General features: G+C 64.6%; 18 protein-coding genes. 11 read left to right on the forward strand and 7 right to left on the reverse strand.

What is annotated here, in order from left to right; genetic code table 11:
• Window positions 1-157: 157 nt before the first annotated feature.
• The 4 genes from NKH19_RS21135 to NKH19_RS21150 are packed head-to-tail and all read left to right on the forward strand — an operon-like array spanning window position 158 to window position 3451.
• Complete coding sequence (locus NKH19_RS21135; protein WP_352870077.1) at window positions 158-1039, forward strand: branched-chain amino acid ABC transporter permease; 882 nt, start codon at window positions 158-160, stop codon at window positions 1037-1039.
• A complete protein-coding gene (locus tag NKH19_RS21140; RefSeq protein ID WP_352870078.1) occupies window positions 1036-1998 on the forward strand; it encodes a branched-chain amino acid ABC transporter permease in 963 nt (320 codons plus the stop codon). Before NKH19_RS21135 ends, NKH19_RS21140 begins: the two co-directional genes overlap by 4 nt.
• On the forward strand, window positions 1995-2720 hold the full coding sequence (locus NKH19_RS21145) for an ABC transporter ATP-binding protein (RefSeq protein ID WP_352870079.1): 726 nt from the start codon (window positions 1995-1997) through the stop codon (window positions 2718-2720). The genes NKH19_RS21140 and NKH19_RS21145 overlap by 4 nt, the downstream gene beginning before the upstream one ends.
• Window positions 2717-3451, forward strand: coding sequence for an ABC transporter ATP-binding protein (locus NKH19_RS21150; RefSeq protein ID WP_352870080.1), 735 nt, complete (start codon window positions 2717-2719; stop codon window positions 3449-3451). The genes NKH19_RS21145 and NKH19_RS21150 overlap by 4 nt, the downstream gene beginning before the upstream one ends.
• Here the strand turns inward: NKH19_RS21150 and NKH19_RS21155 are convergent, their stop codons facing one another.
• Both NKH19_RS21155 and pncA read right to left on the reverse strand, forming a co-directional pair.
• The gene (locus NKH19_RS21155; protein WP_352870081.1) at window positions 3452-4861 is read right to left on the reverse strand and encodes a sodium:proton antiporter; all 1410 of its coding nucleotides are present in this window, start codon (window positions 4859-4861) and stop codon (window positions 3452-3454) included. It abuts the gene before it with no gap.
• A gap of 49 nt (window positions 4862-4910) precedes the next feature.
• Complete coding sequence (gene pncA, locus NKH19_RS21160; protein WP_352870082.1) at window positions 4911-5525, reverse strand: bifunctional nicotinamidase/pyrazinamidase; 615 nt, start codon at window positions 5523-5525, stop codon at window positions 4911-4913.
• 248 nt (window positions 5526-5773) lie between these two features.
• Here pncA and NKH19_RS21165 point away from each other — a divergent pair, with 248 nt between their 5' ends.
• Genes NKH19_RS21165 through NKH19_RS21190 form a run of 6 tightly spaced genes read left to right on the forward strand, consistent with a single transcriptional unit; the run spans window position 5774 to window position 12901 of the window.
• The gene (locus NKH19_RS21165) at window positions 5774-6634 is read left to right on the forward strand and encodes an FAD binding domain-containing protein (protein WP_352870083.1); all 861 of its coding nucleotides are present in this window, start codon (window positions 5774-5776) and stop codon (window positions 6632-6634) included.
• Window positions 6635-6651: 17 nt separating this feature from the next.
• On the forward strand, window positions 6652-9447 hold the full coding sequence (locus NKH19_RS21170) for a molybdopterin-dependent oxidoreductase (RefSeq protein WP_502910994.1): 2796 nt from the start codon (window positions 6652-6654) through the stop codon (window positions 9445-9447).
• Window positions 9444-10985: a 6-hydroxynicotinate reductase gene (locus NKH19_RS21175; protein ID WP_352870085.1), complete on the forward strand. Its 1542-nt coding sequence runs from the start codon at window positions 9444-9446 to the stop codon at window positions 10983-10985. Before NKH19_RS21170 ends, NKH19_RS21175 begins: the two co-directional genes overlap by 4 nt.
• Window positions 10985-11866 (forward strand): UPF0280 family protein, encoded by an 882-nt coding sequence (locus NKH19_RS21180; RefSeq protein ID WP_352870086.1) that lies wholly within the window; start codon window positions 10985-10987, stop codon window positions 11864-11866. The genes NKH19_RS21175 and NKH19_RS21180 overlap by 1 nt, the downstream gene beginning before the upstream one ends.
• A complete protein-coding gene (locus tag NKH19_RS21185; protein WP_352870087.1) occupies window positions 11859-12443 on the forward strand; it encodes an amino acid synthesis family protein in 585 nt (194 codons plus the stop codon). The genes NKH19_RS21180 and NKH19_RS21185 overlap by 8 nt, the downstream gene beginning before the upstream one ends.
• The gene (locus tag NKH19_RS21190) at window positions 12440-12901 is read left to right on the forward strand and encodes a MarR family winged helix-turn-helix transcriptional regulator (RefSeq protein ID WP_352870088.1); all 462 of its coding nucleotides are present in this window, start codon (window positions 12440-12442) and stop codon (window positions 12899-12901) included. The genes NKH19_RS21185 and NKH19_RS21190 overlap by 4 nt, the downstream gene beginning before the upstream one ends.
• A 276-nt stretch (window positions 12902-13177) precedes the next feature.
• On the opposite strand, the gene NKH19_RS21195 is transcribed toward NKH19_RS21190, so the two are convergent.
• Genes NKH19_RS21195 through NKH19_RS21205 form a run of 3 tightly spaced genes read right to left on the reverse strand, consistent with a single transcriptional unit; the run spans window position 13178 to window position 17038 of the window.
• Entirely contained in the window at window positions 13178-14146 is a 969-nt protein-coding gene (locus NKH19_RS21195) for a substrate-binding domain-containing protein (RefSeq protein ID WP_352870089.1), read from the reverse strand.
• Complete coding sequence (locus NKH19_RS21200) at window positions 14133-15458, reverse strand: ABC transporter permease (protein ID WP_352870090.1); 1326 nt, start codon at window positions 15456-15458, stop codon at window positions 14133-14135. Before NKH19_RS21200 ends, NKH19_RS21195 begins: the two co-directional genes overlap by 14 nt.
• A complete protein-coding gene (locus NKH19_RS21205; protein WP_352870091.1) occupies window positions 15455-17038 on the reverse strand; it encodes a sugar ABC transporter ATP-binding protein in 1584 nt (527 codons plus the stop codon). Before NKH19_RS21205 ends, NKH19_RS21200 begins: the two co-directional genes overlap by 4 nt.
• A 221-nt stretch (window positions 17039-17259) precedes the next feature.
• Between NKH19_RS21205 and NKH19_RS21210 the strand changes: the two genes are divergently transcribed.
• A complete protein-coding gene (locus NKH19_RS21210; protein WP_352870092.1) occupies window positions 17260-18279 on the forward strand; it encodes a LacI family DNA-binding transcriptional regulator in 1020 nt (339 codons plus the stop codon).
• A 95-nt stretch (window positions 18280-18374) separates the two neighbouring features.
• On the opposite strand, the gene NKH19_RS21215 is transcribed toward NKH19_RS21210, so the two are convergent.
• Entirely contained in the window at window positions 18375-19376 is a 1002-nt protein-coding gene (locus tag NKH19_RS21215) for an LLM class flavin-dependent oxidoreductase (RefSeq protein WP_352870093.1), read from the reverse strand.
• Between the two features lie 68 nt (window positions 19377-19444).
• Window positions 19445-20614: an AI-2E family transporter gene (locus NKH19_RS21220; RefSeq protein WP_352870094.1), complete on the reverse strand. Its 1170-nt coding sequence runs from the start codon at window positions 20612-20614 to the stop codon at window positions 19445-19447.
• Window positions 20615-20731 lie beyond the last annotated feature (117 nt).

A 20731-nucleotide genomic window follows, 5' to 3' on the forward strand; every position in this document is an offset into this window, starting at 1 on the left:
CCCCTCAAGGGGGGAGATTGGATGTCACGGCGGGTTTCGCCAACTACCGACGACGGCCCTAAGGCGCCGTCGCAGGTACTGCCAATCTCCCCCCTTGTGGGGGAGATCCCCGGCAGGGCAGAGGGGGGTGCCTCGCGCACCCATTGGGGTGTAGCCGATGCACTTTGGTCCCCATCTCCTCCTCGCCGCCCTCGAAGGCCTCGTCACGTCGGCGGTGCTGGCGCTGACCGCGCTTGGGCTGTCGCTGGTGTTCGGCGTCATGCGGGTGGTCAATGTCGCGCATGGCGAGTTTTTCATGCTCGGCGCCGTGCTCGCCTGGGCGATCACCACGGCGATCGGGGGCCATCCGGCGCTCGGCTTCCTGGCGGCACTGGTGATTGCGCCGCTGATCGTCGGCGCCATAGCGCTGGTCGCCGAACGGCTGGTGCTGCGCCGGCTCAACTACAATCCGGAAGCCACCATCGTCGCCACCATCGGCATGCTCTATATCATCCAGCAGCTGGCGCTGACCTTCTACGGGCCGGAGGCGCGGCCGGTGGAGCCGCCGTTCAGCTACCGCATCCTTTTGCCCTGGTTCGGCTACTCCGGCTACAAGCTATCGATCATCGCCGCTTCGGCGCTGCTGCTGCTCGCGACATGGCTGGTGCTGACGCGCACCAAGATCGGCCTCGTCATGCGCGCCACGCAGTATGACAGCGAGACGGCGCAGGCCTTCGGCATTCCCGTCGGCCGCGTCTATGGCGGCGTCTTCGCGCTTGGAGCCATGCTGGCGGCTATCGCCGCGGTGCTGATCGTGCCGATCAGCCAGGCGCATTATCTGATGGGGCAGGACCCGCTGCTGCTGTCCTTCATCGTCGTCATCATCGGTGGCCTCGGTTCGCTGCGCGGCACCGTCGTCGCCGCCGTGCTGATCGGCCTGTCCGACGGCATCATCTCGATGTTCTTCTCGCCGACGCTGGCCAGGATCATCGCCACGCTGCTGGTGGCCATGGTGCTGGTGTTCCGGCCGCAAGGCCTGTTCGGGACGGCATCGCGATGAGCGAAGCCTCGCCGGCAAAAGCCTACGCACTGCATCTCGGCGTCATCGCGCTGCTCTTCGTGCTGAGCTTCCTTTTACCGGACTATTATCACGGCCTGCTCGCCCGCATCATGGTGCTGGCGGTCTTCACCATGGGCTACAACATGCTGTTCGGCTATGTCGGCCTGCTCAGCCTCGGCCACGCCATGTTCTTTGCCGCCGGGCTCTATGGCGCCGGCCTTGCCGTCATCCAGCTCGGCTGGAGCGTACCATTGGCTTTCCTAGGCGGAATTGCCAGCGGTGCTGTCCTGGCACTGGCGATCGGCCTGCTGGCACTGCGCACCACGGGTGTCGCCTTCATGATCGTCACCATGATGTTCGCCCAGGTCTTTTATCTCCTCATCCTCTATTTCGCGGCATGGACCGGCGGCGACCAGGGCATGGTCGTGCCGCAGCCGGCGCGGGTGCTCAGCTTCGGCGCGACGTCGCTCGATCTCACCAATCCGACCGTGCGCTACATGACGGCGCTCGGCCTGTTTTCGCTCGTGCTACTCGTCACTCTCGCCATCGTCCGCTCCAGATATGGGCGCGTGCTGGTCGCCATCCGCGAAAACGAGGAGCGGACGAAGATGCTCGGCTACGATACGTTTTCGAACAAGCTTGCCGCCGTCGTCATCTCCGGCACCATCTGCGCTGCCTCGGGCGCCGCCTATGCGCTGCTGTTCGGCTATGTCGGATCGAGCTTCTCCTCTGTGCAGTATTCGATCCTGCCGCTGCTGTGGGTGCTGCTCGGGGGTGCGGCCACGACGCTCGGGCCGCTGGTCGGCACGCTGTTCATGTATTATGTCATCGACATCACCAGCGGCTACACCTCGGCCTATCTGCTGATCGTCGGCATCGCGCTGATCCTGCTGGTGCTGTTTTTCCCGAAAGGCATTCTGGGCAGCATCCGCCAGCGTTGGCTCGGATGGCTGCCATGATGCCGCTTCTGACCACCAAGGGTCTGTCGCGCAACTTCGGCGGCCTGCGTGCCGTCGACGGCGTCGATTTCGAGCTGATGCCGGGCGAAATCCGCGCCGTCATCGGCCCCAACGGGGCGGGGAAGACCACTTTCGTCAGCCTGGTCAGCGGCCGCATCCAGCCGTCTTCCGGCATGATCGTCTTCGATGGCACCGACATCACCAGCCAGCCGGCCTATATCAGGGTCCGCAAGGGCATTGCCTACACGTTCCAGATCACCAGCGTCTTTGCCAATCTTTCCGCCTACGACAATGTCGCGCTGCCGGTGCAGCGGACTTTGAGCGACGGCCGCTCGAAGGGTGCGGTGCGGGCCGGCGTCATGGCGGCGCTCGAACGCACGGGGCTGGCCGATCGCGCCCACATGCCGGCCGGGCAATTGTCCTACGGCCATCAGCGCCTGCTGGAAGTGGCGATGGGCCTGGCGCTGAAGCCGCGCCTGCTGATTCTCGATGAGCCAACGCAAGGCCTTGCTGACAGCGAGATCGACAATTTCATCACTCTGGTGCGCGAGATCGCTGAAAACGCCACCGTGCTTCTGATCGAGCACAACATGCCTGTCGTCATGCAACTGGCCGACCGCATCACCGTCTTCAATGCCGGCAAGATCTTGGCCGAAGGCACGCCCGAGGCGATCCGCGAGAATGCCGCGGTGCAGGAAGCCTATCTGGGGACCGCCCCATGACCGAAACAAACAAGGCTGAACCTAAGTCTAAAGCACTCAGCATCTCGGGGCTCGACTGCTTCTATGGCGAAGTGCAGGTGCTCTATGGCCTCGACCTCACGCTGAACAAAGGCGAGGTGCTGTGCCTGTTCGGCCGCAATGGCGCCGGCAAGACGACGACGCTCAAGGCCATCATGGGGCTGGTTCCCTCAAGCGCCGGCTCGATAAGGCTCGACGGCCAGGAATTGACAGGACTGCCGGCGCACGAGGTGCCCAGGGCCGGGGTCGCCTATGTACCGCAGGGAAGGCGGCTGTTCGCCGAGATGACGGTGGCGGAAAACATCGAGATCGGGCTGATGGCGCGCGGCAAGGGCAAGGCGACGCGCGAAAACGTGCTCGACCTGTTCCCGCTGCTGCGCCAGCGGCTGCGGCAACGCTCCGGCACGCTGTCCGGCGGCGAGCAGCAGATGCTGGCGATGGCGCGCGCGCTTTGCCTGGAGCCGGGGGTGCTGCTGCTCGACGAGCCGACCGAGGGCCTGATGCCGTCGATGATCGCCAAGATCCGCGAGACGGTGTCGAAGCTGCGTGACATGGACGTTTCGACCATTTTGGTCGAGCAACGGGTCGATGCCGTGCTGTCCGTCGCCGACCGCGTTGCGTTCATCGAAAACGGCCGCAATCGCGAGACGGTCGATGTCGAGGAGCTGCGCGCCGATCCGTCGGCGGTGCGCCGCTACGTCGGTGTCGGTTGATCAGCCGAAAAACAGAAAACCCGCGATCAGGAATGTCGGGATCAGCACAAGGCCGGACCATGCCATATAGCCGAAAAAGCCCGGCATCCTGACGCCGCGATGGCGGGCTATGGCGTAGACCATGAAGTTCGGCGCATTGCCGATATAGGTGTTGGCGCCCATGAACACCGCGCCGGCCGAGATCGCCGCCAAGGTCGAGGCGAATTCCGTCATCAGGTGCCGTGGATCGCCGCCGGCAAGCTCGAAGAACACCAGATAGGTCGGCGCATTGTCGAGGAAAGACGACAGCGCCCCGGTCAGCCAGAAATAGGCGATGTCGCTGGGCGCGCCCGAGGGCGAGGAGACGAGGGCGACCAAGGGCGCCAGCGCGCCGTCATGTCCGGCTCTCAAGATGGCGACGACCGGCACGATGCAGATGAAGATGCTGGCGAACAGCTTTGCGACTTCCGCGATCGGTCCCCAATTGAAGCCGTTCGCCTCGCGGTGGCTCTTGTAAGAGACGGCGAGCGAAAGGAAGGCGAGCGCCAGGATGATGGCGTCACGCGCCAGGTTCTGCAGCTCGAGACTCACGCCGAGGACGGAAAAGCTCACGCCCGGCTTCCAGGCCGCCGACAGCAGAATGGCACCGATCACGCCGGCCAGCAGTGGAACGTTGGCCAGGCCGCGCAGGCGCACCTTCGTATCCGGTGTCGGATCCTTGATCTTCGGCGCGCCAGCCTCGCGCCGGTGCAGGACGATGTCGATGCCTAGGAAGACGGCCAGCACGACACCGCCGACGAACAGCGTCTCGCGATAGAGGTTGGCGGTCGTCCAGAAGAAGTCGATGCCTCTGAGAAAACCGACGAACAGTGGCGGATCGCCCAAAGGGGTCAGCGAGCCGCCGATGTTGGAGACCAGGAAGATGAAGAAGATCACGACATGGGCGTTGAACGGGCGGTTGTCGTTGGCGCGCAGGATCGGCCGGATCAGGATCATCGAGGCGCCGGTCGTGCCGATGACCGAGGCGAGTAGTGCGCCGACCAGCAACAGCCCGGCATTGACCAGCGGCGTGCCGTGAATGTTGCCGGCGACGAGAATGCCGCCCGAAATGGTGAACAGCGCAAACAGCAGGATGATGAACGACATGTATTCGGTGAGCACCGCATGCAACACCGCCTCGGTCGCCGAGGGGACGCCGAAGGCAAGGGCCAGCGGCACGATCACCAGAGCGGCCCACAGGGCTGCGATCTTGCCGTAGTGATGCTCCCAGACATGGTGGAAGAGCAGAGGACCAGTGGCGATCGACAACAGCAGCCCGGCAAAGGGCAGCGCCCACCACAGCGACATCACGGCGCCGGGCAGACCGTGTTCCTCCGCCGCCAAGGCCTGCGCCGGGAAGAGCATCGCGGCAGCGATTGCGGCACCCGCCATCACACCCGCCGCGGTCGGTAAAAAGCCCCTCTTGCGCCCCACGGTCCGATCAATCCGACAAGGGATCTTCGAGCGTCACTCCGGCGTCGCGCATGCGGTGCAGCATTGTATCGAGCGAACCGTTGAGATCGATGCCACGGCAGGCATCAAGCCTGACGGTCGTCTTGAAGCCCTGGCTGACGGCGTCCAGCGCCGAGAAGGCAACGCAGAAATCGGTCGCCAGCCCGACCAGGGTCAGCGTGTCGATGCCGCGTTCCCGGAGATAGCCGGCAAGGCCGGTCTGCGTCTTGCGATCATTCTCGAAAAAGGCCGAATAGCTGTCGATATCGGGCCGAAATCCCTTGCGGATGACGAGTTCGGCCTTGGTCCAGGCAAGGCCGGAATGGAAGTCAGAGCCCAGGCTGCCCTGGATGCAATGGTCCGGCCACAGCGTCTGCTGGCCATAGGGCATTTCGATCATTGTGAAAGGCTGCGCGCCGGGATGGCTGGAAGCAAAGCTGGAATGGCCGGCGGGGTGCCAGTCCTGCGTCAGCACGACGTGATCGGCGTGCCGAATCAGGTCGTTGACCAGCGGCACGATCTCGTCGCCACCAGCGACCGCCAGCGCGCCGCCCGGGCAAAAGTCGTTCTGCAGGTCGATGACGACAAGCGCTTCGTCGGCCATGCGGCTTCCTTCTCTCTGCCTCGATGCCGCTGTCGCGACCCGAGGCAGAAACTTGACCAGATGGCCGGCCGCGTCAACCTCTGGCCGCATAACAAATGCGTGCCGGCCGAGCCGCCGCAAACTCCGGCTTTGACAAATCCTGCCGGCTTGATATCATTTGCATACGAATGAATTTACCCGGCCGCCGATGCCGGCGGGGTCTTTCGAAATACCGGTTTCTGGAAGACCTCTTTTCTGGAAGGCAAAGCGTGATCCGTTACGCGAAACCCACCTCGGTCGACGAAGCGCTCGCTTTGCTTGGCGAGGGCGCCTGGCGCATCCTTGCCGGCGGCACCGATTTCTATCCGGCACAGGGCAGCAAACCCTTCCGCGACAATGTTCTCGACATCAATGGCCTGGCGGCGCTGCGCGGCATTGCCGAGACGGGCGGCCACTTCGTCATCGGCGCGCGCACGACCTGGACCGACATCGTCCGCCATTCCTTGCCGCCATCCTTCGACGCGCTGAAGCAGGCGGCGCGCGAGGTCGGCTCGGCGCAGATCCAGAACGTCGCCTCGGTCGCCGGCAACCTCTGCAACGCCTCGCCTGCCGCTGACGGCGTGCCTGCCTTGCTCGTCCTCGATGCCGAGGTCGAGCTGCGGTCCGTGGCGGCGACACGTCATCTGCCACTACAGGACTTCATCCTCGGCAACCGCCGCACGGCTCTGCTGCCCGGCGAGATGGTGACGGCCATCCGCGTGCCGAAACGATCCGCCACTGGCACATCGGCTTTCGTCAAGCTCGGCGCGCGGCGCTACCTTGTGATCTCCATTGCCATGGTGGCGGCGCGTCTGGTTGTCGAGAATGGCATTGTTGCGGAAGCGGCGGTCGCCGCCGGCTCCTGCTCGGTGGTGGCCGAGCGGCTTGCCGGCGTCGAGGCTGCTCTGCGCGGGCTGCCCGCCGGCCAAGCGCTCGCCGATGCGGTCCTGTCCGCGCCGATGGGCGAACTGTCGCCGATAGCCGATGTGCGCGGCAGTGCCGAGTATCGGCTCGATGCGGTGCGCGAGATCGTTGCCCGCGCCGTGCTTGCGGCTGTGGGGCGGACGACCGGCGACGAGGTGGCGGCATGAGCCAGATTCGACCTGAAATGAATGAAGCCCTGCCCGTTCCAGGCAACGTCCTGCCTGGCTTCGGCGCTGCACGGTCCGATATCGCCTTCGAGGTCAATGGCGACGCCATTTCGGTCAACGTACCGCCGCTGCGCCGGCTGTCCTCGGTATTGCGCGACGAACTGCTGCTGACCGGCACCAAGGTCGGCTGCGACGCCGGCGACTGCGGCGCCTGCACGGTGCTGGTCGACGGCGATCCCGTCTGCGCCTGCCTGATGTCGGCTGCCTCCGCTGCCGGAACGTCGGTTACAACCATTGAAGGCCTCGCCAATGGCCGGCTGTCGGCGCTGCAAGCCTCGTTCCTTGCCCATGGCGCGGCGCAGTGCGGCATCTGCACGCCGGCGCTGCTGGTCGCGGCAACCGCATTGCTTGACAAGCAGCCCAGCCCGACCGAAGCCGAGGTGCAGGATGCGCTGGGCGGAATTCTGTGCCGCTGCACCGGCTACCGGAAGATCATCGCGGCGGTGATGGATGCGTCGCTGCAACCAGCAAATCTCGATTTCCGCTTGCCTCGATCCGGCCAAGCGATTGGCTCCTCCCCTGTCAGGCTCGACGGCGTGCCAAAAGTCACCGGCGGTGAAAAATTCGGCGGCGATTCTTTCCCTGCCGACGCGCTGGCCGTGCTGGTGGTCCGCTCGCCGCATTATCACGCCGGCTTCGCCTTCGGTCACCTCGACGGCTGGGCGAAGGCACATCCCGGCATCGTCGCTGTTTTCACCGCCGCCGACATTCCCGGCAAGAATTGTTTCGGCGTCATCGGGCCGTTCGCCGACCAGCCGGCGCTCGCCGAAGGGTTTGCGCGGTTTCGCGGCGAGGCGGTGGCGCTGGTCGCCGGCGAGCGCGAGGCGATGCTCGATCTCGATTTGTCGGATTTCCCTGTCCGCTGGACCGAACTGCCGCATGTCCTGCAGCCTTGCGAGGCCCAGGCCGAGGGTGCCGCGCCGATCCATCAGAACCGCCCTTCCAACCTGCTGACCTCCGGCTTCGTCGAGCGCGGCGATCCGGAGGCTGCTCTTGCCAGTGCCGCCGTCACGGTTTCCGGTGCCATCGACACCTCCTATGTCGAGCATGCCTATATCGAGCCGGAAGCCGGCCACGCCTATATGGACGGCGACACGCTGGTGGTCGTCGCCTGCACCCAGGCGCCGTATATGGACCGCGACGAGACGGCGAAGGTGCTCGGTCTCCCCGTCGACAAGGTGCGCATCGTGCCGACGGCGACCGGCGGCGGCTTCGGCTCAAAGCTCGATGTCTCGCTGCAGCCGCTGATCGGCCTCGTGGCGCTAAAGACCGGCCGACCGGCGGCCCTTGCCTACACCCGCAACGAATCGATGATGTCGACCACCAAGCGCCATCCAGCCGAGATGAAGGCGACGATCGGCACCGATGCCGATGGCCTTGTCACCGGCATGATCTTCGAAGGCGATTTCAACACCGGCGCCTATGCCAGCTGGGGGCCGACGGTCGCCAACCGCGTGCCGGTGCATGCCTCCGGACCCTATGCGACGCCGAACTATCGCGCCGAGGGCCGCGCCATCCATACCCATGGTCCGATTTCCGGCGCCTTCCGCGGCTTCGGCGTGCCGCAGGCGACGATTATGCAGGAGACGCTCTACGACGAGCTGGCCGGCAAGCTCGGCATGGACCGACTAGATTTTCGCCTGAAGAACTGCCTTCGGAACGGCTCCGAAACAGTTACCGGGCAGCGGCTGGACTCAGGCGTCGGCATCGCCGAATGCCTCGAATCGCTGCGGCCGCATTGGGCGCGCGCGACGGCCGATGCGGATGCGTTCAACAGTGCCAACCGGGATAGAAAGCGCGGCGTTGGCATCGCGTCCTGCTGGTACGGCTGCGGCAACACTTCGCTGCCCAATCCATCGACCATCCGGGTCGGCATCGCGGCGAACGGCGCGGTCATCCTGCACCAGGGCGCCGTCGATATCGGCCAGGGTTCGAACACGGTCATCACCCAGATCTGCGCCGATGCGCTTGGCCTGCCGTTGGAGAAATTCCAGCTGAGGAGCGCCGATACGGCCATCAGCCCCGACGCCGGCAAGACATCGGCCTCGCGCCAGACCTTCGTCACCGGTAAGGCAGCCGAAAAGGCCGGCCGCGCCTTGCGCGAACAGATCCTGCGTTTCGCCAATGTGTCCGAAAAGGCGTCGCTGCAACTCGACGGCCCGGCGATCGCCATCCGCGAAGGTGAAGCCACTCGCCGTATCGACCTCGCCTCGCTCGACGTGGATGCCGAAGGCTTCGTCTTCCGCGCCGAGGAGACCTACGACCCGCCGACGCTGCCGCTTGACGCCAAGGGCCAGGGCAAGCCCTATGCGGTCTATGGCTATGGCGCGCAGATCGCCGAGCTCGAGGTCGATCTCAAGCTTGGCACGGTGAAGCTGCTGAAAATCACCGCCGCGCACGATGTCGGCAAGGCGATCAACCCGCTGCTGGTCGAGGGCCAGATCGAAGGCGGCATCGCGCAAGGCATCGGCATGGCGCTGATGGAGGAGTATATCCCCGGCCGCACCGAGAATCTGCACGACTATCTCATTCCGACGATCGGTGATGTGCCACCGATCGAGTCCATCCTGATAGAAGTTCCGGATCCGGAAGGACCGTTTGGCGCCAAGGGGTTGGGCGAGCATGTGCTGATCCCGACGGCGCCGGCGATCCTCAATGCCATCAGGCACGCAACCGGCGTGCTGGTCACCAAGGTTCCGGCGACGCCGACGCGTATCCGCGCCGCCATTCGCGAAAAGGAGGCACGCCGATGAGCGAGCTTGCCGAGCGCTTCGAAACCCACGATCCCGGCGAGAAGCTGGTGGCGGAAAAGATCCGCTGCGATGCCTGTCCGGTGATGTGCTACATCGCCGATGGTCGCACCGGCGCCTGCGACCGCTACGGCAATGTCGGCGGCAGAATCGTGCGGATGGATCCGCTGACCATCCTCGACCATGCGGCGGAGACCGGCGCGGCAATCGTGCCGTTCGTTGCCGAGGGCGAGGCATGGGACGGCGAACTGGTCAACACCGGCCGCCGCTTCGTCACCGCCATCGGTGCCGGCACCACCTACCCCGACTACAAGCCGGCCCCCTTCATCGTCAGCCAGGAGGTCGAGGGCGTCGATCTTGTCACCGTCGTCACCGAGGGCATCTTCTCCTACTGTGGCGTCAAGGTGAAGATCGACACTGACCGCCACCTAGGCCCGGAGACCGCCATTGTCCGCGCGGCAGGCGAAGCGATCGGTCATGTCACCACGGGCGAATATGGCTCGCAGATGCTGTCGCTGGGCGGCGTTCATCATCTGACGGGCGGCTCCAAGGCCGAGGGCCGCGCCACCTGTGACGCGCTGCTCAATCTGTGCAACCGCAAGCCGGTGGAACTGGCCATCGACGGCGGCGCCACCATCACAGTCGAAGCCGGCAAACCGCCTGTTATCGACGGCAAGCAGGAACACCGCATGCGTGTCGGGTGCGGCTCGGCCACCATCGGCATGTTCGCCACGCAATGGCGCGGCCTGGTCGACGAGGTGGTGGTGGTCGACGACCACATCACCGGCGTCGTCTCGGAGCATCAGGCCGGCAAGGTGTTGGGCTGGCAGGACACCGGCATAAAAATCATCGGCCGCCGCTCGACGCCGGGCCGCTATTTCAAGGTTTCCGAACCCGGCCTCGGCTGGGGCGGCACCAGCATATCCGACCCGCTGTCGATCCTCGGCGAATGGAATGCCAAGAAGGGCGCGCGGCCCGGCCTGTCGCTGCTGATGGTTTCGACCACCGGCGAGCAGTTCGCCTATTACGAGCTCGACGACGAGCTGAAGCCGGTGCAAAAGCCGTTTCCCGAACGGCTGCAAAAGTCCGTCGAGTTGATCGAGGATAATTGCGAGCCGGCTTTGTGCACCGTGCTGTTCATCGGCGGCGCCGGCGGTTCGCTGCGCGCCGGCGTCACCGAAAACCCGGTCAACCTGACCCGTTCCGTGCAAGGCCTGACCACCTATGTCACGGTCGGCGGCGCGCCGGTCTATGTCTGGCCAGGCGGCGGCATCACGCTGATGGTCGATGTCACAAGGGTGCCGGAAGGTGCCTTCGGCTATGTGCCGACCCCGGCGCTGGTCGCGCCGATCGAATTCACCCTGCGTCGCGACGACTACATCAGGTTGGGCGGCTACGAGGCCGAGATCCGCAGTGTCGAGGACATCGTCGCCAAGGGTGGCGAATACCTCAATCCGCGCCGCGGCACTGGTGCTGCGGCCGGCAATCCATGGCCGCCGCTGGCGCAATTGCGCCGCGCTGCGTCGAACGAGACCGGGTGATGGACGGCCCACAAGTGCATTGGCTGCAGGACGGCAAGCGGCTGCATCTCAACCACGGGCCGATCGACCTGATCGTCAAAGCCTTTGGCGAGGCAGGCGAACGCCGCCTGGCCTATGAGCAGGCAGCGGCGCGCTTCCAGGCCATTTTGACCGAGCTGGTTGATGAGCTACCCGAACTGCGCCGCCCAGCCGCGTTGCGGCCGCGCGCCTTCGTCGGTCCGACAGCGCGGCGTATGGAAGCGGCTGTGGTGCCGTTGGCCGAAAGCTTCATCACTCCGATGGCGGCCGTTGCCGGTTCAGTAGCCGACGAAATACTTGGCGCACTGCTGGCGGACCGTCGGCTCGATCGCGCCTATGTCAACAATGGCGGCGACAGTGCGATTCATCTCGGCGCCGGCCAATCGATGACGCTTGCGATTGCCGGCACCGGACACGGTCTGGCCGACCGCATCGTCATTCGCGCCGAGGATGGCGTGCGCGGCGTTGCCACCAGCGGGTGGCGCGGGCGCTCGTTCTCGCTGGGCATTGCCGACGCCGTCACCGTGCTCGCGAAGACCGGAGCCGATGCCGATGCCGCCGCGACGTTGATCGCCAACGCCGTCGATCTTCCCGGCCATCCAGCCGTCCGGCGTGTGCCGGCGCGCGATCTGGCGCCTGACAGCGACCTTGGCGACAGGCTTGTCACGCAAGAAGTCGGCCGGCTTTCTCCAGCGGAGATCGCCATGGCGCTGGACAGCGGGCTTGCCGTCGCCGAAGATTTCCGCCGCAGGGGATTGATCGCCGCATCGGCGCTCTTCCTTGCCGGCCAGACCCGCATCGATGGTTCCATGGCGCTTGCCGCGCCCAACAAAAGTCCAGGGAAGGAAGTTGCGCATGCCTGAGTTTCCGATCCGCAAGATCGCGGTTCTGACCGAGGAGATCTTTCACGAGGGCGGGCCGGTGGCCCAAGTGCCGCGCCGCCGCGCCGCTGCCATGGCGCTGGTGAAGAACCCGTTCGCCGGGCGCTATGTCGAGGACTTGCAAAGCGCCATGGATGATCTGAAGCCGCTCGGCCTGCTGCTCGCCGACCGGCTGATCGCCGCGCTCGGCGGCGACGTCAAGCAAATCGACGGCTATGGCAAGGGCGCCATTGTCGGCACGGCGGGTGAGCTGGAACATGGCGCGCTCTGGCATGTGCCCGGCGGCTACGCCATGCGCGAGCGGCTCGGCGACGCCAAGGCGATCGTGCCGTCGGCGAAGAAGGTCGGCGCTTTCGGTTCAAGGCTCGACGTGCCGCTCGGCCACATCAACGCCGCCTATGTGCGCAGCCATTTCGACGCCATGGAAGTCGGCATCAATGACGGGCCACGCGCTGACGAAATCCTGTTTTGCCTCGCCATGACCTGCGGCCCGCGCGTGCACGACCGCATGGGCGGGCTGGCAGCCGAGGACATCAAGGCCTGGGATGGGCTGCGGTGAGCGCCGAGGACAATCTGCTCAAGCTGGTCGAGGTCGAAGAGCCCGACGACCAGGATTACCACCTGCAGGAGCAGGTCGGCTTCATCCTGCGCAAGGCGCACCAGCGCCATGTCTCGATCTTCGCCGCGCATATCGGCGACCTGACGCCGCCGCAATTCGCCGCACTCGCCAAGCTGCGCGATGTCGGCGAGACCTCGCAGAACCAGCTCGGCACGCTGATCGCCATGGACGCGGCGACGGTGAAGGGTGTCATCGACCGGCTGAAGGCGCGCGGCCTTGTCGAGCTCTCCAAGCACGAGATTGACAAGCGACGGCTGCTGGTTAACCTGACCGCGGAAGGTCGCGATGCGATCGAGCGCCTGATTCCCCTGGCCCGCGAGATCACAAGGGAAACGCTGGCGCCGCTCTCGGTCAAGGAGATCGCCACCTTCATGAAACTGCTGGCCAAGCTGGCGTAAGCGCTGCCCCATTGATGTAGGGGCTGGCATTTTCGAGACTGGGTTGGCAAACTTTGTCGGTCTGCGCTGCCCTCATCGCCCTGCCGGGCACTTCTCCCCGTATAGTGACTGTATAGTGACGGGGAGACGCCGTCACAGATGATTTGACCAATCACCAGCGTTGCAAAAAGGAGCTGGCGTTTGCGACAGTTCCCTTCTCCCCGTCACTTATACGGGGAGAAGGTGCCGGCAGGCGGATGAGGGGCAGCGCTGAGTTATGCCCTCACGTTCTGTTGCTCAGAGGCCGTTGTCCTTCAGCACCTGGGCGGCGTTTTCCTTGGTGATCTTCTCGGTCGGCAGAGTGATGGTCTTTTCGACCTTCTCGCCGTTGAGGAACTTGATCGACTGGCGCAGGCCTTCGGCGCCGGGGGTGACATAGGTGAAGGTCGCCGTCAGCTCGCCCTTGTTCACCATCTGCACGCCTTCGTTTGGCAGACCGTCGATGCCGATGAACTTGATGTCCTTCTCGCGGCCGACGTCCTTGGCGGCGAGATAGGCACCATAGGCCATCGGGTCGTTGTGGCCGTAGACGAGATCGATCTTCTCGTTGCTCTTCAGCGCGTTGGCCATCAGATTGTAGGCCTGGTCCTGCTTCCAGTCGCCCGATTGCTGGTCGAGCAGATATTTGATGCCAGGCTCCTTGTCGGTGAATTCATGGAAGCCGTCATGGCGATCATGCGCCGGCTGGGTGCCCATGCCGCCCCAGATCTCGACGACATTGCCTGATGCCTTGCCCTTGCCGCCAAGCAGTTCGACGGCATATTCGCCGGCCGCGCGGCCGATCAGCGCGTTGTCGCCGCCGACGAACTGGGTATAGTCCTTGGTGTCGACATTGCGATCAAGCACGAAGACCGGGATCTTGGCATCGATCGCCTGCTGCACGACGCCGGTCAGGCCGGCGGATTCCTTCGGTGACACCAGCAGCGCGTCGACCTCCTGACGGATCAGGTTCTCGACATCGGCGACCTGCTTTTCGGTCTTGTCCTCGCCGTCGGTGATGATCAGCTCGACCTCGGGATGCTTGGCGGCTTCGGCCAGGATGTCCTTGTTGAACTGCGCGCGCCAGGGCTCGATGGTCGTCACCTGGGAGAAGCCGATCTTCCACTTCTTGTCCTGGGCATATGCATTGCCGGTGGTCAGCAGCGCGGTGGTGGTCAGCAGTGCCGCGGTCATGGCGGCAAGCTTCAGCATGTCACGTCGTTTCATTTTTGTTTCCTCCGAGATTGAGAGACGGTGTCTCTTGCGACGGCCGCTTTGCCGCGGCCGTTTCCTTGCGCGCCGTTTGCCCGCCTGGCAGGCGCAGATAGGCCAGGAGATCACCGGCGTTGCGCTCCTGCACGAGCACGGTGCCGATGATGATCATCCCCTTCAGCACCAGCTGAAGGTTCGAATTGATGTTGTGGAGCTGCAGGATGTTGGAGAGCAGCCCGAAGATCAGCACGCCGCAGAACGTGCCTGTGAGGCTGCCGCGCCCGCCCATCAGGCTGGTGCCGCCAATGACGACGGCGGCGATGGCGTCGAGCTCCAGCCCGGCGCCGGCATCCGGCTTGCCTTGCCGGTATTGCGCGACATAAAGCACGGCAGCGATGCCGGCGAGCAGCCCGGAGACGGCATAGGTGGCGATCTTGACGCGGCCGGCGGCGATGCCGGAGAGGCGCGCCGCTTCCTCATTGCCACCGATGGCATAGACATAGCGGCCGAACGGCGTGAAGCGCAGCACCGCGCCATAGATCAGGATGGCGCCGAGGAAGAACAGGCCGGGCATCGGGATGATGCCGAACACCAGCGAGCGCAGGATTTCGAAATCGGCGGTGGCGTTCGAGCTGGTATAGACCGGCAGCACCGCATTGTTCTGGCCGGCGGTCAGCCGGGCGATGCCGAGCGCCGTCACCATCATCGCCAGGGTGACGATGAAGGGCTGCAGGCGTCCGGCAACGATGATGAAGCCGTTGAGCGCGCCGAACAGCAATCCGACGCACGGCGCCACCAGCAGCACGCCGAGCACGCCGAATTTCGAATCGATCTGCGGCAGCAGGTACCACAGGGACAGGCAGCACAGGACCACGCCGACGACAGCGGGCGTGACCAGGCCACGAATGCCGTCAAGCCTGACCTCTCGGGCAACATCGGCCCCGGCACGGGACTTTGCGAGGTTCTGGAAGATGAAGCGGGTGACGACGAAGCCGAGGCAAAGCGCCACCAAGGCGACAGTCGGCACGCCCAGCACGACGCCCGGCGTCACGCCTGGAACCGTCAGCAGCATGGCGCAGACCACCGAACAGATGGCCATCAGCGAGCCGACGGAGAGATCGATGCCGCCGGTGATGATGACCGCCGTCATGCCGGTGGCGATCAGGCCGGTGGTCGAGACCTGGCGCAGCACATCGAGCAGGTTGCCGTAGGACAGGAAGATGTTGTTGCCTTTCGAACTCATCGGCGAGCCCAGCACGCCGATCAGGAAGATGGCGATCAGGCCCCAATAGAGCTTGGTTTGGGACAGGAGTTTCAGGGCAGTCATGCGGCTGGTCTCGATATGCTCCGGCGCGGCGCGGCGAGGCGCATGATGGCCTCCTCGCTTGCCGCGGCGCGGGAAAGAATGCCTGTCTGGCGGCCATCGGCCATCACCAGGATGCGGTCGGAGAGATGCAAAAGCTCCGGCAGTTCCGAACTTATGACGGCGATGGCGAGGCCGTCGCGCGCCAGCTTGAAGATGAGGTCGTAGATCTCGCGCTTGGCGCCGACATCGATGCCGCGCGTCGGCTCGTCCAACAACAGCACCCTTGGCTTCGTCGCCAGCCACTTGCCGATGACGACCTTCTGCTGGTTGCCGCCCGACAGCGTGCCGGCGGGCTGGTCGATGTCCTGGCAGCGGATGCCGAGCGCCTTGACCGCCTGCCGCGCCAACCCCTGCTCGCCGGCCAGCGAGCGGATGCCGAAGCGCGCCAGCGAACCGACCAGCGGCAGCGCGACATTGTCCGATATCGATGCCTGCAGATGCAGGCCTTGCGTCTTGCGGTCTTCGGTCACCAGCGCGATGCCCAGCCGCCTTGCGTCGCGGGGCGAACGGATATCCACGGGCAGGCCATCGACCTGGATTTCGCCACCGGTGCGGCCATCGCTCGAGCCGAAGATCGCTTCCATGATCTCGGTGCGGCCCGAGCCGAGCAGCCCGCCAATGCCGAGGATTTCTCCGGCGGCAAGATCGAAGCCGACGCCGTCGATCACCGTGCGCCAGCCATGGGCATCGGGCTTCGACAGCGACAGGTTCTCGACCGAAAGCACGATCTTGCCACTGGGGTTGCGCTCTTCCTGGGAGGACGCGAGCAGGTTGCGGCCGACCATCGCCGAAATGATCGCATCCTCGTCGAGCCTGGCCATCGGCTTGGTCAGGACGTGGCGCCCGTCGCGAAACACGGTGACGCGGCTGGCCAGATGCATGACCTCGTCGATGCGGTGCGAGATGTAGACGATGGCGACACCGCTGTCGGCAAGCTGGCGGACGATGCGGAACAACCGCTGGCATTCGGCCGGAGACAGCGCCGAGGTCGGCTCATCCATGATCAGGATGCGTGCCGACATCGACAGCGCCTTGGCGATCTCGACCAGTTGCTGCTCGCCGACGCGCAAGGCGCCGACGCGGGCTTGCGGATCGAGTTCGATGCCAAGCCGCTGCAACAAAGCACCCGCCGCGCGGCCGCTCGCCTTGCGGTCGACGATCAGCCCGGCGATCAGCTTCTCGCGGCCGAGGAAGATGTTGTCGGCGACGCTGAGTTCGGGAACGAGATTGAGTTCCTGGTGAATGATGGCGATGCCGGCATCCTCGGCGTCGCGCACGCCGGCGAAGCTGACGGGACGGCCATCGACGCTGACCGTGCCTTCATAGCCGGTGTAGACGCCGGAGAGGATCTTCATCAGCGTCGACTTGCCGGCGCCATTCTCGCCCATCAGGGCATGAACCTCGCCGCGCCGCAACTCGAAGCCGACATCGACCAGGGCGGCGATGCCGCCGAAGCTCTTGGAGATGCGCTCGGCGCTCAGAACGGTGTCTGACCGATCCGCCGCGTTGTGCTCAGGGGAAAGGGAACTCGCGTGCTCCATGACAATGGCGGCCTCCCTTCCGTCCTCGTCAAATCTCATCCAAACGCTAATCTAAACGTTTCGATCATGTCAAGCCGATATCTGATAATGTTGAACCGACCTATTTCAATTCTTGCGAAAAACTGCAAGATTCCGTAGGTATAGCACATAGAGGGGCGGCGAAACGTTTCGAAATGGCAGCATCCAAGCGGACTAGGAACCGAAAATCCACGGCGCCGACCATGCTCCACGTCGCCGAAGCGGCGCGTGTATCGGTCGCCACGGTGTCGGCGCTGATCAACGGCACGGCAACGGTCAGCCCGGAGCTCAGCCAGCGCATCGAACAGGCGATCCGCGATATCGGCTACAAGCGCAACGCGATCGCCCGCAGCCTGAAGATGGGCACCACCCGCACTATCGGCTTGACCGTGCCGCACATCACCAACCCGTTCTTCACGGATGTCGTCTCGGTCATCCAGCAGGCCTTCGACCGGGCCGGCTACGCCGTCATGCTTTGCTGCACGGACGAGGACCTGAACACCCAGGACGACCAGATCAGGCTGCTGCTCGACCGCATGGTCGACGGGCTGATTGTGGCGCGCGTCGGCGACGGCGCGATCCTCAAACGGATCGTCGACGACGCCAATGTGCCGGTCGTGCTGCTCGACCGTCTCTGCGAAGGTGTCGATACCGATGCCGTGGTACTCGACAACCAGCGCGCGGTGTTCGACGCCATCACCTATCTGATCAATCTCGGCCATCGGCGCATCGGTTACATCACCGGCACGTCGGACATTTCGCCGATGCATGACCGCATGACGGGATATCGCGAGGCGCTTCACGCCGCCGGCCTGCCGATCGCCGCGGAGTTGATCCGCTTCGGCAATTTCCACGAGATCGACGGCTACAATGCCACCATGCAGATGCTTTCCTCGCACGATCGGCCAAGCGCGATCTTCTCGGCCAACAACCCGATGGTGATCGGCACCATGAAGGCGATCCGCGACATCGGCCTGTCCTGCCCGGAAGACATTTCGGTCGCCTGTTTCGACGATTTTCCGTGGTCCGATGTGTTCCAGCCGCAATTGACCACGGTCGCCCAGCCGGTGCAGGCGATCGGCGAGCAGGCCGCCAATCTCTTGCTCGACCGTCTCGCCGGCAACAGGGACGCGCCGCCGCGCAAGCTGGTGCTCAAGGGCCGGCTGATGATCCGCAATTCATGCCGCCCGCTGGGAGCGATGGCGCAGAGCGTGAGCGCGTAGTTTTCGCCCGTTGGCGGGCGCTCGATCTTGCGAAAGGTGTACCGCTTCTAACCGAGGCGGACGCCACTTTCCAAGGGTATCTCGTAGCAGGACTGTCAGGCCGCTTGCGACAGCGATTTGTGCGCCTCGGCCAGGATCTCGAACGACCGCACCCGCGCCGCATGGTCTGATATCTGCGCGGTGACCATCAGCTCGTCGGCGCCGGTGCGGCGCACGAAGGCGTCGATGCCTTGCCTGACCGTTTCCGGGGAGCCGACGACGGCACAGGACAATGCCTGGCTGAGCATGGTCTTGGCCATCGGATCGAGATCGCGGTCATAGTTCTCGACAGGTGGCGGCAGCCGGCCGGCCCGACCGGTGCGCAGATTGACGAAAGCCTGTTGCAACGAGGTGAACAACAAACGTGCCTCGGCGTCGGTGGGCGCGGCAAAGACGTTGAGGCCGAGCATGACATGCGGTTTGTCGAGCTGCTCCGACGGCTGGAAGCGCGAACGATAGACATCCAGCGCGTGGTCAAGCTCCGCCGGCGCGAAATGCGAGGCGAAGGCGTAGGGCAGGCCGAGCATGGCGGCGAGCTGCGCGCCGTAGAGGCTGGAGCCGAGGATCCAGACCGGCACGTTCTGGCCCTCGCCCGGCACGGCGCGGATGCGCTGGCCTTCCTCGGCCGGCTGGAAATAGCCCATCAACTCGACGACATCCTGCGGAAAATTATCGACCCCGGCCTCGAGGTTGCGGCGCAAGGCGCGGGCCGTGCCCATGTCGGTGCCGGGCGCCCGACCGATGCCGAGATCGATGCGGCCCGGATGCAAGGCGGCCAACGTGCCGAACTGCTCGGCAATCACCAAGGGCGAATGGTTGGGCAGCATGATACCGCCGGCACCGACGCGAATGGTCTTGGTGCCGCCGGCGACATGGGCGATGACGACCGCGGTGGCGGCGCTGGCGATGCCCGGCATGTTGTGATGCTCGGCCAGCCAGAAGCGCTTGTAGCCCAGCCGCTCGGCATGACGGGCAAGATCAAGCGAATTGGCCAGCGATTGCGAGGCATCGCTGCCTTCGATGATCGGCGACAGGTCGAGGACGGAAAGGTCGGTCATGAACGGTATCCTGTGTCAGGACCGCATGTAGGAAGCGTCCGGTGACGCCGCAAATTCAAAAATATTGATCAGCCTTTTGCAGTTTCGGTGTCGGCGACGTCCTCGTCCTCGATGACAGCCGTGTGCTGTGCGGCGAGAAAATTGCCGACATGGCTCAGCCCGTCGAAATGATCGCAGAACACTTTGATGACGACCAGCAGCGGCACCGCCATCAAGGCTCCGACGAAGCCCCACAGCCACGACCAGAAGGCGATGGCGATGAGGATCGCCACGGCATTGATCTCGAGGCGGCGGCCGACCACTGTCGGCGTCACGAATTGGCCTTCGACGATATCGCACAACAGCACGAAGGCCGGCGCAAGTAGCGCGTAGGAGATGGTGTCGAAGCTGATCAGCGACATGATCGTAACAAGTATGATGGTCAACAGGGCGCCGACATAGGGCAGGAAGTTGAGCATCGCGGCAGCGATGCCCCAGACTTGCGGGTTGGGCACGCCGAGTGCCCACAGGCCAAGACCGATGACGGTGCCGAGACCGGCATTGATGATGGTGACAGTGAGCAGATAGTGCGAGATTTCCCGTTCCACGTCATAGACGACGCGCAGGGCCCGCTTTTTTTCGCTGAGACGAGCGAAGGACTGGATGATCTTCTCGTAGAACATCGTGCCGGAGGCGAGCAGGAACAGCGACAGCACGAAAATTATGGTGAGGCTTGTTCCCGCCGACAGGATGTTGCTGGCCGCCGCCGACAGAATGCCGGACTGCGCCACCGCCACCTTCTGGATGCCCGGCTCCTGCGAGGTCTCGGTCAGCTGTTCGACCTGATGCGAAATCTGCATGATCTTCTCGAGCGGACGCCGCAATTGCGCCAGCCGTTCGGTGAGCCGCTGGCCGATCGACGAGGTGTTGTTGATGAGATCGATGACCGGACCGCTGAGCAAATAGCCGGCACTGGCGAAAACGAAGAGCGACAGCAGCACCAGCACGGTTGCCGAAATCACTTCAGGGATGCCGCGCTTGCGCAGCAGCCGGACGATCGGCGTCAGCGTCAGCGTCAGCAGGAAAGCCAGGATGACCGGCATGAAGAAGGCGCGGGCGAAGTAGAGCGCGTAGATGGCCATGAACAGGAAGATGCCGACGAGCAGCGAGCGCGTCAGACGGGTGTCGGCGCGAGCCGCGACGCGCGAATCCGGCTCATCGGCAACGCCTGCGCCCAACGCAGCGGGTTCGGCTTTCATCACGATCCCTCAGCGGCGCACCGCAATTGGTGCATTCCGCTGACGAAAACGCCTCCGCAGGCTCAAGGTTCCGTTAGCCGGCATTGCAGGCAAGGCCCGTGATTGGGCCTTGCGATT

Origin of the sequence: Mesorhizobium sp. M1338 (genome assembly GCF_040318045.1) — a bacterium.
Taxonomy (GTDB): domain Bacteria; phylum Pseudomonadota; class Alphaproteobacteria; order Rhizobiales; family Rhizobiaceae; genus Mesorhizobium.